Source organism: Pseudomonas cremoricolorata DSM 17059 = NBRC 16634 (assembly GCF_000425745.1).
Lineage (GTDB): Bacteria > Pseudomonadota > Gammaproteobacteria > Pseudomonadales > Pseudomonadaceae > Aquipseudomonas > Aquipseudomonas cremoricolorata.
In genome coordinates this window covers 186,765-199,876 of sequence record NZ_AUEA01000011.1, presented here as the reverse complement: position 1 = coordinate 199,876, position 13,112 = coordinate 186,765, and the positions used below count along the sequence as shown (strand labels likewise).

At 61.7% G+C, this 13,112-nt stretch carries 15 protein-coding genes; 7 read left to right on the top strand and 8 right to left on the bottom strand.

Features of this window, described 5'->3' with window-relative positions; translation table 11 throughout:
- Positions 1-411: 411 nt before the first annotated feature.
- On the bottom strand, positions 412-1,611 hold the full coding sequence (tyrS, locus tag H618_RS0114630) for a tyrosine--tRNA ligase (RefSeq protein WP_028695771.1): 1,200 nt from the start codon (positions 1,609-1,611) through the stop codon (positions 412-414).
- A gap of 209 nt (positions 1,612-1,820) precedes the next feature.
- On the opposite strand from tyrS, the gene H618_RS0114625 reads away from it, so the two are divergent.
- Together H618_RS0114625 and H618_RS0114620 are read left to right on the top strand one after the other, a co-directional pair.
- A complete protein-coding gene (locus H618_RS0114625) occupies positions 1,821-3,233 on the top strand; it encodes a peptidoglycan DD-metalloendopeptidase family protein (protein ID WP_028695770.1) in 1,413 nt (470 codons plus the stop codon).
- 3 nt (positions 3,234-3,236) lie between these two features.
- The gene (locus tag H618_RS0114620; protein WP_028695769.1) at positions 3,237-4,328 is read left to right on the top strand and encodes an anhydro-N-acetylmuramic acid kinase; all 1,092 of its coding nucleotides are present in this window, start codon (positions 3,237-3,239) and stop codon (positions 4,326-4,328) included.
- A 57-nt stretch (positions 4,329-4,385) separates the two neighbouring features.
- Here the strand turns inward: H618_RS0114620 and erpA are convergent, their stop codons facing one another.
- Positions 4,386-4,736, bottom strand: a complete 351-nt coding sequence (gene erpA, locus H618_RS0114615) for an iron-sulfur cluster insertion protein ErpA (RefSeq protein ID WP_028695768.1) — start codon at positions 4,734-4,736, stop codon at positions 4,386-4,388.
- A 158-nt stretch (positions 4,737-4,894) separates the two neighbouring features.
- The gene (gene argC, locus H618_RS0114610; protein ID WP_028695767.1) at positions 4,895-5,929 is read right to left on the bottom strand and encodes an N-acetyl-gamma-glutamyl-phosphate reductase; all 1,035 of its coding nucleotides are present in this window, start codon (positions 5,927-5,929) and stop codon (positions 4,895-4,897) included.
- Between the two features lie 144 nt (positions 5,930-6,073).
- Between argC and hemJ the strand changes: the two genes are divergently transcribed.
- From hemJ to coq7, 4 genes are all read left to right on the top strand, one after another.
- Positions 6,074-6,496: a protoporphyrinogen oxidase HemJ gene (hemJ, locus tag H618_RS0114605; RefSeq protein WP_211232365.1), complete on the top strand. Its 423-nt coding sequence runs from the start codon at positions 6,074-6,076 to the stop codon at positions 6,494-6,496.
- Between the two features lie 82 nt (positions 6,497-6,578).
- Entirely contained in the window at positions 6,579-7,358 is a 780-nt protein-coding gene (locus tag H618_RS0114600) for an SDR family NAD(P)-dependent oxidoreductase (RefSeq protein ID WP_028695765.1), read from the top strand.
- Between the two features lie 66 nt (positions 7,359-7,424).
- A complete protein-coding gene (locus tag H618_RS0114595; protein ID WP_028695764.1) occupies positions 7,425-7,763 on the top strand; it encodes a histidine triad nucleotide-binding protein in 339 nt (112 codons plus the stop codon).
- Between the two features lie 99 nt (positions 7,764-7,862).
- The gene (gene coq7 / locus H618_RS0114590) at positions 7,863-8,510 is read left to right on the top strand and encodes a 2-polyprenyl-3-methyl-6-methoxy-1,4-benzoquinone monooxygenase (RefSeq protein ID WP_028695763.1); all 648 of its coding nucleotides are present in this window, start codon (positions 7,863-7,865) and stop codon (positions 8,508-8,510) included.
- A 57-nt stretch (positions 8,511-8,567) separates the two neighbouring features.
- Here the strand turns inward: coq7 and H618_RS0114585 are convergent, their stop codons facing one another.
- Positions 8,568-8,990: an OsmC family protein gene (locus tag H618_RS0114585; protein WP_028695762.1), complete on the bottom strand. Its 423-nt coding sequence runs from the start codon at positions 8,988-8,990 to the stop codon at positions 8,568-8,570.
- A 189-nt stretch (positions 8,991-9,179) separates the two neighbouring features.
- Between H618_RS0114585 and crp the strand changes: the two genes are divergently transcribed.
- Complete coding sequence (gene crp / locus H618_RS0114580) at positions 9,180-9,824, top strand: cAMP-activated global transcriptional regulator CRP (protein ID WP_028695761.1); 645 nt, start codon at positions 9,180-9,182, stop codon at positions 9,822-9,824.
- On the opposite strand, the gene H618_RS0114575 is transcribed toward crp, so the two are convergent.
- From H618_RS0114575 to H618_RS0114560, 4 genes are read right to left on the bottom strand one after another with little or no spacing between them, the layout of a single operon-like run.
- Entirely contained in the window at positions 9,821-10,534 is a 714-nt protein-coding gene (locus tag H618_RS0114575) for a lipoate--protein ligase family protein (protein WP_033727695.1), read from the bottom strand. The genes crp and H618_RS0114575 overlap by 4 nt on opposite strands.
- A 7-nt stretch (positions 10,535-10,541) precedes the next feature.
- A complete protein-coding gene (gene trpC / locus H618_RS0114570; RefSeq protein ID WP_028695759.1) occupies positions 10,542-11,375 on the bottom strand; it encodes an indole-3-glycerol phosphate synthase TrpC in 834 nt (277 codons plus the stop codon).
- Complete coding sequence (gene trpD, locus H618_RS0114565) at positions 11,372-12,421, bottom strand: anthranilate phosphoribosyltransferase (RefSeq protein WP_028695758.1); 1,050 nt, start codon at positions 12,419-12,421, stop codon at positions 11,372-11,374. Before trpD ends, trpC begins: the two co-directional genes overlap by 4 nt.
- Positions 12,422-12,436: 15 nt before the next feature.
- The gene (locus H618_RS0114560) at positions 12,437-13,030 is read right to left on the bottom strand and encodes an aminodeoxychorismate/anthranilate synthase component II (RefSeq protein ID WP_028695757.1); all 594 of its coding nucleotides are present in this window, start codon (positions 13,028-13,030) and stop codon (positions 12,437-12,439) included.
- Positions 13,031-13,112: the final 82 nt, after the last annotated feature.

The following is a 13,112-nucleotide window of genomic DNA, read 5'->3' as shown; positions in this document are numbered from 1 at the left end:
TTTGTTAAAGAGCGTTTGGTTGAGCCTTTCGTCTCAACCGAGGCGCGCATTCTACGCTTTCCTCTAAGTCTGTCAAGCGTTTATTTCGAAGTATTTTGCGAGAATCTCGTTCAACTTCAAACACTTGGCTCGCTGCGATCGCTCGTAGCGGGAGGCGAATCATACAGCGTTGAACAACGCTGTCAACCACCTTTTTCACCGCTATCGATCAGCAGATCGAAGCGCCTCCAGTACCACATGAACAGCTAACTCGTTGAAACTCAAGGAGTTTTCCGTTCCGTTTGCCCCGGAAGTGGTGCGCAGTATAAAGAGATTCCGAGGGCGGTCAAGCACTTATTTCAAAAAGTTCATTCAGCCCTATATAAGAAGAGGGAGGCCCCAGGCCTCCCTCTTCTTATATAGGTAGAACGCTTAGCCCTGCTGCAGATTTACTCGGGCAAACGCCTTCTTGCCTGCCTGGCAGATGTGCGTGGCACCCAGCGCGAAGACGAAGCTGCGATCGACCACCTCGCCATCGACCTTGACGCTGCCAGCAGCCAGCAAGTCTCGAGCAGCTGCCGAGTTCTTGACCAAGCCCGCCTGGTTCAGCACTGCAGCGATCGGCATGCTCTCGCCCGCGTGCAAGATGATCTCTGGGAGGTCTTCGGGCAACTCACCATCCTTCATGCGGTTGCCTGCAGCGCGATGCGCGTTGGCCGCCGCCTCCTCGCCATGGAAACGCGCGACGATCTCTTCGGCAAGCTTGATTTTCACATCACGCGGATTGGCACCAGCCTCGACATCGGCGCGCAGCTGCTCGATTTCTTCCATGCTGCGGAAGCTCAGCAGCTCGAAGTAACGCCACATCATTGCATCAGGAAGCGACACCAGCTTGCTGTACATCACGCCAGGCGCTTCCTGGATGCCGACATAATTGCCCAGCGACTTGGACATCTTCTTCACGCCATCAAGACCTTCGAGCAACGGCATGGTGATGACGGTCTGCGCTTCCTGGCCATAGGCACGCTGCAACTCGCGCCCCATCAGCAGGTTGAACTTCTGATCGGTGCCGCCCAGCTCGACATCGGCCTTCAGCGCAACCGAGTCGTAGCCCTGCACCAATGGATAGAGGAACTCATGAATGGCGATTGGCTGGTTGCTGGTGTAACGCTTGTCGAAATCGTCACGCTCAAGCATGCGTGCCACGGTGTACTGCGAGGCCAGACGAATGAAATCGGCAGGCGTCAGGTGATCCATCCACGACGAGTTGAAAGCGACCTCGGTCTTGGCCGGATCGAGAATCTTGAATACCTGCTGTTTATACGTCTCGGCGTTGTCCAGAACCTGCTCGCGGGTCAGCGGTGGACGGGTGGCGCTCTTGCCGCTCGGATCACCGATCATGCCGGTGAAGTCACCGATCAGAAACACTACGGTGTGACCCAGCTCCTGGAACTGGCGCAGCTTGTTGATCAGTACGGTGTGCCCGAGGTGCAGGTCGGGGGCGGTAGGATCGAAACCCGCCTTGATACGCAGCGGTTCGCCACGCTTGAGCTTTTCAACCAGCTCGGACTCGACCAGTACCTCTTCTGCACCACGCTTGATGAGCGCGAGCTGCTCTTCCACCGACTTCATACACAGTTCCGCAAGGCCATTTTCAAGGGATGCCAACCATACAATATCGGCGGTCAAATACAAGTTTTGAAAAACCTTGTGACCTGAGCGCAGGCCAGTGACGTCTATGCGCGCTTGCGCTAAGGTAGATTTGGTTATATTTTATACAGTTATTTCATCTTCATCATGTCATTCATCTTTTCCATTTCACCTTTTTCAAAGTCACCCCTATGACCAAAGACACTCCAAAGGCGCCTCCGCTGTACCCGAAAATCCACCTGCTCGCCGCCAGCGGCCTTGCCGCGCTGCTGAGCCTTGCCCTGCTGGTGTTCCCTTCCAGCGACGTGGAAGCGAAGAAAACCACCCTCAGCCTCGAGCTCGAGACGCCCGGCGATCAACTAAAGGAAGAGTCGGCAACGGCTCCACTGGTACAGGCCGAGCAGCCCAGCGGTTCGCCGTTCGCACAGATCGAAAACGCAGCACCCGCCACCACCGAGCAGGCCAGCCAGACCCCTGAAGCAGAGCCGAAGGCCACACTGCCCGGGCACCGTGAAGTGACGGTCGCGCGCGGCGACACGCTCTCGACGCTGTTCGCCAAAGTCGGTTTGCCGTCCAATGCGGTGCACGACATGCTGGCCAGCAGCAAGCAGGCTAAACAGTTCAGCCAGCTCAAACACGGCCAGGTGCTGCAGTTTGAACTGGACAAGGACGGTCAACTGACGAGCTTGCACAGCAAGGTGAGCAACCTTGAAAGCATTCGCCTGACGCGCGCTGAAAAGGGCTACACCTTTAGCCGTGAAGTCAGCAAGCCGGTGGTGCGTACCGCCTACGCACACGGTGTCATCAAGAGCTCGCTTTCCGCCTCGGCGCAGCGCGCCGGGTTGTCCCACAACCTGACCATGGACATGGCCCGCGTACTCGGCTACGACATCGACTTCGCCCAGGATATTCGCCAGGGTGACGAGTTCGATGTGGTCTACGAGCAGAAGGTCATGGACGGCAAGGTGGTCGGCACCGGCAACATTCTGTCCGCCCGCTTCACCAACCGCGGCAAGACCTACACCGCCGTGCGTTACACCAACAAGCAAGGCAACACCAACTACTACACCGCCGACGGCAATAGCCTGCGCAAGGCGTTCATTCGTACGCCGGTCGACTTCGCGCGCATCAGCTCGCGCTTCTCGGCCGGTCGCAAGCACCCGATCCTGAACAAGATTCGCGCGCACAAAGGTGTCGACTATGCAGCGCCGCGCGGCACGCCAATCAAGGCTGCAGGTGATGGCAAGGTGGTTCTGGCGGGCCGTCGCGGCGGTTATGGCAATACCGTCATTCTTGCCCACGGCAACAAGTACCAGACCCTCTACGGGCACATGCAGGGCTTCGCCAAGGGCGTGAAAACCGGCGGCAGCGTGAAGCAGGGCCAGGTGATCGGCTACATCGGTACTACCGGCCTGTCTACCGGGCCTCACCTGCACTACGAGTTCCAGGTCAATGGCGTGCACGTCGATCCGTTGAGCCAGAAAGTACCGATGGCAGATCCGATCGCCAAGGCCGAGCGCCAGCGCTTCATGCAGCAGAGCCAACCCCTGATCGCCCGCATGGATCAGGAAAAAGCCACCATGCTCGCCTCCAACAAGCGCTGAGCCGTGGCTTATTACCTTGGCGTGATGTCCGGCACCAGCCTCGATGGGCTGGACATTGCCCTGATCGAACAAGGCGAGCAACCGACGTTGCTCGCGACCCGCTACCTACCGATGCCAACGCAATTGAAGGATGAGCTGCTGAGCCTTTGTGCCAGCGGCGCGGACGAGATTGCCCGGGCCGCCATGGCCGAGAATCGTTGGGCACGGCTGGCTGCCGAGGGTATCGATCAGTTGCTGGTCGAGCGCAATCTTCGCCCCGAACACATCCGTGCCATCGGCAGCCACGGGCAAACCATCCGCCATGAGCCTGCAAGGGGCTTCACCGTGCAGATCGGCAATCCTGCACTGCTTGCCGAACTGACCGGCATCGGCGTGGTGGCCGACTTCCGCCGCCGCGATGTTGCAGCCGGTGGCCAGGGTGCGCCATTGGTCCCGGCATTTCACGAAACCTTGTTCGGCCACCTTGGGCAACGGCTGGTCGTGCTCAATGTGGGGGGGTTCAGCAACCTCAGCCTGATCGAACAGGATCAGCCAGTGAAGGGCTTCGATTGCGGCCCAGGCAATGTGCTGCTCGATGCCTGGATCAACCAGCAGCGTCAACAGCCGTACGACGCCGACGGTGCCTGGGCTGCCAGCGGTGCGGTGGATGAAACGCTGCTGGACACGTTGCTGGCCGACCCGTTTTTCGCAGGCAGCGGCCCAAAGAGCACCGGCCGCGAGGTGTTCAATCTGCCTTGGCTTTTGCACCACTTGGCCGCCCGGCCGTCGGTGCCTGAGCAGAACGTACAGGCCACGTTGCTCGAGCTGACGGCACGAAGCATCTGCGACGCACTGCGCGCCGCGCAGCCGAGCACCGACACCTTGCTGGTGTGCGGCGGCGGTGCCCGCAACGGTGCGTTGATGCGGCGATTGGCGGCGCTGCTGCCCGCTACCCGCGTCGACAGCACCCAAGCCCATGGCGTGCACCCTGACTGGGTAGAGGCCATGGCGTTCGCCTGGCTGGCGCATTGCTGCCTGGAAGGTCTGCCTGCCAATCGTCCGAGCGTCACTGCGGCCAAAGGGTTGCGAGTGCTCGGCGCGATCTACCCCGCCTAGACCCCCAGATACACAAACGCCGCGCAATAGCGCGGCGTTTGCTTCAGACAGTACCGTTCAGATCGAGAACGAAGAGCCGCAACCGCAGGTAGTGGTGGCGTTGGGGTTCTTGATGACGAATCGCGAGCCTTCCAGGCCTTCCTGATAATCGACCTCGGCGCCCGCCAGGTATTGGAAGCTCATCGGGTCGACCACCAGCGAGACGCCTTCGCGCTCGACGATGGTGTCGTCTTCGGCGACGTCTTCATCGAAGGTGAAGCCATATTGAAAGCCTGAGCAACCGCCGCCAGTCACGAAAACGCGCAACTTGAGGCGATCATTACCCTCTTCGCTGACCAGAGTCTTCACCTTGTGCGCGGCACCTTGGGTGAATTCCAGACCCGTAGGGGTGAAGGTTTCGACGCTCATGTAGATTCTCCCGGCTTGACGCCGTAATAACACTCGATGGGGCGCATTATCCGCTTCTCCGAGAAAATTGGTCAACAATTGCGCGACACCGGGCGTCCCTTCCTTTCAGGACGATACAAAAAGGCCCGCACGAGGCGGGCCCTGGGCCACCGTGCCGATCAGGGCAGCAAGCCCGCGTGGTTCAGACCCATGCGCTCGTCCAGACCGAAGACGATGTTGAGGTTCTGCACCGCCTGACCCGAGGCGCCCTTGACCAGGTTGTCGATCACCGACAACACCACCACCAAGTCGCCACCCTGCGGCCGGTGCACAGCAATACGACAGACGTTGGCACCGCGCACGCTGCGGGTTTCCGGGTGGCTGCCGGCAGGCATCACGTCGACGAACGGCTCGTCGGCGTAGCGCTTTTCGAACAGCGCCTGCAGGTCAACCGAGGTGTCCACGACGTTGGCATACAGGGTGGAATGGATGCCGCGGATCATCGGCGTCAAGTGCGGCACGAAGGTCAGGCCGATCTCGCCACCTGCGGCCCGGCGCAGGCCCTGGCTGATTTCTGGCAAATGACGGTGGCCTTTGACCCCGTAGGCCTTCATGTTCTCGCCGGCTTCGCTGAACAGCGAGCCCACTGCCGCACCACGCCCGGCGCCACTGACACCCGACTTGCAGTCGGCGATCAGGCGCAGCGGATCAGCGATACCGGCTTCGAGCAACGGCAGGAAACCCAACTGCGTGGCAGTTGGGTAGCAGCCCGGCACGGCGATCAGGCGGGCCTGGCGGATTTTTTCCCGGTTGACCTCAGGCAAGCCATATACCGCGTCCGGCAGCAGATCGGGGGCGCCGTGTGGCTGGCCGTACCACTTGCTCCACTCGGCGGCGTCTTGCAGACGGAAATCCGCCGAGAGGTCGATCACCTTGGTACCTGCGCCAAGCAACTCGCCGGCCAGGGCGTGGGCGACGCCGTGCGGGGTGGCGAAGAACACCACGTCGCAGGCGCCGAGGGTCTTGCTGTCCGGCACGCTGAACTTCAAACCGTCGTAGTGGCCGCGCAGGTTCGGGTACATATCGGCTACCGCCACGCCCGACTCGGAGCGGGAGGTGATGACGGCCACCTCAGCTTGCGGATGCTGCGCCAGCAGGCGCAACAGTTCGACCCCGGTGTAACCCGTGCCGCCGACGATACCGACCTTGATCATAACGCTTGCCCCTTATCAACGAAGCCACTGGAAAGCAGTCGATGATAGGCGGCGAAAGCGTCTGTCACAACACTCGATTGGCCTTGTGCAGTGGCGGGCCACTACTATCTGCACACCGTGAAAACCTGAAGGACGTCATAAATGCTGTATCTCTGGATCAAAGCGCTGCACATCGTCAGCGTGGTCTGCTGGTTCGCTGGGCTGTTCTACCTGCCGCGGCTGTTCGTCTACCACGCGCAGAGCACCGACGCGATCAGCAAGGAGCGCTTCATCACCATGGAGCGCAAGCTGTACCGCGGCATCATGAACCCGGCGATGATCGCAACCTTCGTCTTCGGCATCTGGATGCTCTACCTCACCCCGGGCTGGCTGAGCCAGGGCTGGATGCACGCCAAGCTGACTCTGGTGCTGCTGCTCACCGGCTATCACCATGTGTGCGGGGCGCAGCGCAAGCGCTTTGCCGCTGGCAACAACACTCGCAGTCACGTCTTCTACCGCTGGTTCAACGAAGTACCGGTGCTGATTCTGCTGGCCGTGGTGATTCTGGTGGTGGTCAAACCGTTCTGACCCTGAGCGTGCGAAACGGGCGTCACAGGGTTTGAGGCAGGCTGTACACTAGCGCCCTCTTTCGCCGCCCCAGGAGCGCTGCATGACCCGTTACGCCATGATCACCGGAGCGTCCAGCGGCCTTGGCCTGGCTCTGGCGGAAGCTCTGGCGCGGCGGGGGCGCAATCTCATTCTGGTCGCTCGCCAGCGCGAGACGCTGGAGCCGGTGGCCATCGAGCTGACCCAGCGTTTCGGGGTCGAAGTGTTGTTTCGCGCCTGCGACCTCAGCCAGCCGCTGCGGCTTTCCGGCTTCGTTCTGGAGCTCGAGGAAGGCGAACGACGCATCGACCTGTTGATCAACTGCGCGGGCCTGCGCACCTACGGACCATTCCTGGCCCATGAGTGGGCCGACGAGCAAGACTTGCTCGAAGTCAACGTGCTGGCCCTGAGCCGTCTTTGTCATGCGCTGGGCAACCTCATGGCGGTGCACGGCGGCGGGCAGATCCTCAATGTCGCCGGCCTTGCCGGCGTGGCGCCGGGGCCGTGGATGGCGGCCTACTCGGCGAGCAAGGCCTATGTGCTGAACTTCAGCGAGGCACTGCGCGAGGAGCTCAAGCGTGCCGGGATCAAAGTTTCGGTGCTGTGTCCGGGCCCGGTGCGTTCGCCGCGGCGGCGCATCGAGCGCCTGCACAGCAGCCGCCGCTGCCTGTCCCCCGAAGAAGTGGCGCTGTATACCGTGCGGGCACTGGATAAGAATCGCGCGATCATCCTGCCCGGGCGCCGCAATCGCTGGCTGGCCTTCGCCCCGCGTCTGCTGCCGCGCTGGCTGACGCGCAAGCTCGCCGGATTCCTCCACCGTCGCTACTGCCCATCGGGAATGTAATGGAGGATGGGCGAGCAGCGCCGGGCTGAGTACACTCGACGCGCAACCTCACCATGGAGTAGCGCTGTGGACACGCTTTTCACCAAGATCATCAACCGAGAGATTCCGGCGAAGATCATCTACGAGGACGACCAGGTTCTGGCCTTCCACGATATCGCCCCGCAGGCACCGGTACATTTTCTGGTCATCCCGAAAAAACCCATCCGCACCCTCAACGACCTGACCGAAGACGACACAGCTCTTGCAGGTCACATCCTGTTCACCGCCCAACGATTGGCCAAGGAACTGGGCTGCGAAGAGGGCTTCCGGGTGGTCATGAACTGCAATGAGCTGGGTGGCCAAACTGTCTACCACATTCACATGCATGTGCTTGGCCAGCGGCAGATGAACTGGCCTCCGGGCTGATCGCCCGCGCCGCGAAGGGTCTGCGCAACGCTGACCCGGAGCAATCGTCTTGCAAAGGTTTCAGGTAGACTGTCGGGCACACTCTTGCGGAGGTGCCCGATGGCTACCGAACGTCACTATTCGCCGCTTGACCGCATGCTGCTGCAGGCCGACACCGCCATGCGCACGCTGCTGCCCTTCAGCGGCCAACCTTCTCGTCCGTCACCGGCCATCATCCAGCCGGATGTCGATCTCGACTCCACGCAAACCCGCCACGTCGCCGGGCTGATGCGTATCAACCATACCGGTGAAGTCTGCGCCCAGGCGCTGTACCAAGGCCAGGCACTGACGGCCAAGCTGCCCCAGGTGCGCAAGGCCATGGAGCATGCCGCCGAAGAGGAAATCGACCACCTGGCCTGGTGCGAACAGCGCATCCGCCAGCTGGGAAGCCACCCCAGCGTGCTCAATCCGTTGTTCTATGGCATGTCGTTCGGCATCGGCGCGGTCGCCGGGCTGGTCAGCGACAAGGTCAGCCTTGGATTCGTCGCGGCTACCGAGCGTCAGGTGTGCAAACACCTGGACGAACACCTGGAGCAGATTCCGGCTGAAGATGGCAAATCGCGGGCCATCCTCGAGCAGATGCGTGTCGACGAAGAGCACCACGCAGACGCCGCGCTGGATGCCGGCGGCTATCGCTTCCCTGCTCCGGTACGCCTGGGCATGAGCCTGCTGGCCAAGGTCATGACCAAGAGCACTTATCGGGTCTGAGCGTGTGGTCTGCTGCGGACCCGCGCGACGTCGTGCAGGTCCGGGGCAATCACCGTGTCAGCCCAGTTCGACGATTTCATAGCCGTGGGTGATTTCCACCCCGGCGCGGTCGAGCATGATCGACGCCGAGCAGTACTTCTCGGCAGACAACTCGACCGCGCGCTTGACCTGCGCTTCCTTCAGGCCGCGACCCTTTACCACGAAACGCAGGTGGATCTTGGTGAACACTTTGGGATCTTCATCGGCGCGCTCGGCTTCGAGGAATGCCTCGCAGCTTTCCACAGCCTGGCGAGATTTTTTCAGGATGCTCACCACATCGAAGCTGCTGCAGCCGCCCAGCCCGAGCAGGAGCATTTCCATCGGGCGAACGCCCAGGTTGCGACCGCCGGCTTCGGGCGGCCCGTCCATCACCACCACGTGGCCGCTGCCCGATTCGCCGAGGAACATGGCGTCACCCGCCCATTGGATGCGTGCTTTCATCTGTGACAACTCCAGGAAGCGTGAAAAAGGGTGCCAGCTTAGTCCACGCGTGCAGCGGGGCAAAGCTTCGTTGTTTAGGAATTCTGGTATTGCTGTAGGAAGTGCCTGATAATCTGGCGTCAATTCACTGGCACATAGCCAGTAATTCCCGTTCTCTCCCTTCTGCCTCGCCTCGAACAGGATTTCGTGATGGTCGTGCCAGCTCTTTCCGCCAAGATCAAGAACATCGACAAGCTGTTGGCCCACTGTCAGCGCCGCCGCTACACGGCCAAAAGCAACATCATCTGTGCAGGTGACACGGCGGAAACGCTCTCGTACATCCTCAAAGGCTCGGTCACCATTGTCATCGAAGATGACGAGGGCCGCGAAATGATCATCGCCTACCTCAACAGCGGCGATTTTTTTGGCGAGCTAGGCCTGTTCGAAGATGCCGGCAAGCCTCAAGGACGCAGCGCTTGGGTGCGGGCGAAAAGCGAATGTGAAGTAGCAGAGATCAGCTATGAGCGCTTCCGCGAACTGGTGCGCCATGACCCGGACATTCTTTATGCCCTGGGCGGGCAAATGGCCCAGCGGCTGCGCAACACCACGCGCAAGGTCGGCGATCTGGCCTTCTTCGATGTCACTGGCCGGGTCGCGCGCTGCCTGCTCGACCTGTGCAAGCAACCCGACGCCATGACTCACCCCGACGGGATGCAGATCAAGATTACCCGTCAGGAGATCGGGCGTATCGTCGGCTGTTCGCGGGAGATGGTCGGGCGCGTCCTCAAAGACCTCGAAGAGCGCAACCTGGTCAGCGTGAAGGGCAAGACCATGGTGGTCTACGGCACTCGCTAATCGTCAGGAATCGCGGCAAGTACTTGGCCGTACGCCGAGGCGAGGTGTTCAAGCACTGGCGCCTGCGCCAGCCATTCGTGCAAGGCGATATGACTGTCGGCAAGGCAGCGTTGCGGCAGTTGGCAACGCTCATTGAACAGGTTGACTGCGGCGACCATCGCTTCGCGCTGGTTCTCCAGCAGCATTGCGCCGTGCACCAGCACCACCGGGCGCTTGCCCTGCAAGCCCTGACGCCAGCGCTGGGCGGTGCCCACGAGCTTGCGACCGTTGAGATTGACGTTGTAACGCCCATCGCAAAAGGCACCTTCGATTTCACCGGTCGAAGCCGCCCCACCCCACTGCTGCAGCGTATCGCACAGTGGCTGGCACAAGCGCTGATAGGCCTGCTCGATACGGCCCTGATCGCCCTCCGAGCGGGGCGCCACGTACACCAGTGCCAGGTTCACCGTGGCCGGCGACTGCGGCACCGGCTCACCGCCGGTTTCGCGCAGCAAGACCGGCCAGCCGGTTGCGGCAACGGCGGCGCTGGCCGACTCGAAGCCCTCCAGCCGACTCATGCGCCGCGGCATTACCAACGCTTGATCGACAGGCCGCCAGAACAGCAGTGCGGCCTGTCGCTCACCACGGCAGACGGCCCCGAGCAGGTCCTGCTCGGCTTGCAACCCCTGCTCGACGGTCAATGCCCGCACAGCTCCCGACAGGCTCGACATGACCGGATCAATCCAGCGCCTGGGTGCTTTTCACCGGCCGCTCCGGGAAGAACAGCCGCTGCAGTTCCTGGCCTGGCTGCTCGGCGCGCATGAACGCTTCGCCGACCAGGAAGCTGTAGACCTCGTTGATTTCCATCAGCTCGACGTCAGCGCGGTTGAGGATGCCGCTTTCGGTAATCGCCAGGCGATCGCGGGGAATGCGCGGCAACAAGTCGAGGGTGGTTTCCAGGCTGACTTCGAAGGTATGCAGGTTGCGGTTGTTGACCCCCACCAGCGGTGTATCGAGGGTGCTCAGGGCTCGCTCCAGCTCGTCGCCATCGTGCACCTCCACCAGCACATCGAGGCCAACCTCTTTGGCGGTTGCGGCCAGTTCAGCCATGCGCACGTCATCCAGTGCCGCGACGATCAACAACACACAATCGGCACCCAAGGCGCGGGATTCGACGATCTGGTAGGGATCGATCATGAAGTCCTTGCGAATCACCGGCAGCGCACAGGCGGCGCGAGCCTGCTGCAAGTAGGCATCGGCCCCCTGGAAGTAGTCGATGTCAGTGAGCACCGACAGGCAGGTTGCACCGCCGTGCGCGTAGCTGGCGGCAATCTCGGCGGGCACGAAATGCTCGCGGATCACCCCTTTGCTCGGTGATGCCTTCTTGATCTCGGCAATCACCGCCGGGCGTTTCTGCCGGGCCTGCTCGATCAGAGCGTTGGCAAAGCCACGCGGCGCGTCGGCAACCTTGGCCAGTTGGTGCAGCTCGGACAAGCCGACCCGCGCCTTGCGCTCGGCGACTTCCTCGGCCTTACGGGCGAGGATGTTCTCCAGTACGGTTGGGATGCTCATGCTTCGTTCTCCACTTTGAACACCGCAGTAAAGGCCCCCAGCTCTTGCAGTTTTTCCCAGGCCAGGCCCGTATGCAGGACATCGTGCGCCAGTTCTACCCCAGACTTGAGGGTCATGGCGTGGTCTGCCGCGTACAACGCAGCACCCGCGTTGAGGGCGATCATTTCTGCGGCCTTCTGCGCGTTCTCGCTCTTGCGCCGGCCGAGCGCATCGCGAATCAGTGCCAGCGACTGCGCCGAGTCGTTCACCGCCAGGCCGTGCAAGCTCTGGCTGCTGATGCCGAGGTCTTCGGGCTCGACCCAGTATTCGCTGATTTCGCCGTTTTTCAGCTCGGCGACGAAGGTCGGTGCAGCCAGGCTGAATTCATCCAGGCCATCTTTGGAGTGCACCACCAGTACGTGCTTGCTGCCCAGCCGCTGCAGAACTTCCGCCAGCGGCCGGCACAGCGCCTGGGTGAACACGCCGACCACCTGATGCTTGACCCCGGCCGGATTCGTAAGCGGGCCGAGCATGTTGAACAAGGTGCGCAGGCCCAGATCGCGGCGCGGCCCGGCGGCGTACTTCATGGCCGAGTGATGGCTCTGGGCGAACATGAAACCGATGCCGAGGCTGTCGATGCAGCGCGCGACCTGTACCGGCGTCAGGTCGAGGTAGACGCCCGCCGCTTCGAGCAGATCGGCGCTGCCGGATTTGCCCGACACCGCCCGGTTGCCATGCTTGGCGACCGTACAGCCGGCAGCAGCGAGGACGAACGCAGAGGCGGTGGACACGTTGAAGATGTTCGCGCCGTCACCGCCGGTGCCGACGATGTCGACCACGCCATCGAGGCTTTGCAGTTCAACCTTGTGCGCCAGCTCGCGCATCACCGAGACGGCGCCGACGATCTCGTCGATGCTCTCGCTCTTCATGCGCATGCCCATCAGGAAGGCGCCGATCTGCGCCTCGGTGCACTGGCCGGTCATGATCTGACGCATCACGTCGCTCATTTCCGCCGTGCTCAAGTCGAGGTGGCTGACGATGCGGCTCAATGCGGTCTTGATATCCATACTCACTGCGTGTCCTTAACGGCGTCCGCCGGTCTGCTTGAGGAAGTTGGCGAACAGCTCATGACCTTGTTCGGTAAGAATCGATTCGGGGTGGAACTGTACCCCTTCGATGTTCAGCGTCTTGTGACGCAGGCCCATGATTTCGTCGACCGAGCCGTCTTCCAGTACGGTCCAGGCGGTCACTTCCAGGCAGTCAGGCAGGGTGTCGCGCTTGACCACCAACGAGTGGTAGCGGGTCACCGTGAGCGGATTGTTCAACCCTGCGAACACGCCCAGGTCACGGTGATGCACCGGGCTGGTCTTGCCGTGCATCACTTGGCGGGCGCGCACCACGTCGCCACCGAAGGCCTGGCCAATGGACTGGTGGCCCAGACACACGCCAAGAATCGGCAGCTTGCCGGCAAAATGCAGGATGGCCTCGATGGACACACCCGCTTCGCTTGGGGTGCACGGGCCAGGGGAAACGACGATGCGTTCGGGTTGCAGCGCTTCGATTTCAGCGATGGTCATTTCGTCATTGCGAATGACCTTGACCTCGGCACCCAGCTCGCCCAGGTACTGGACGACGTTGTAGGTGAAGGAGTCGTAGTTGTCGATCATCAGTAACATCGGGTTGAAACCTCTTCAATCCACCGACTTTGTATACGCGTTTTCGATGCCCAGCACAGCAGCCGGCGGTGTATCGCGGGCG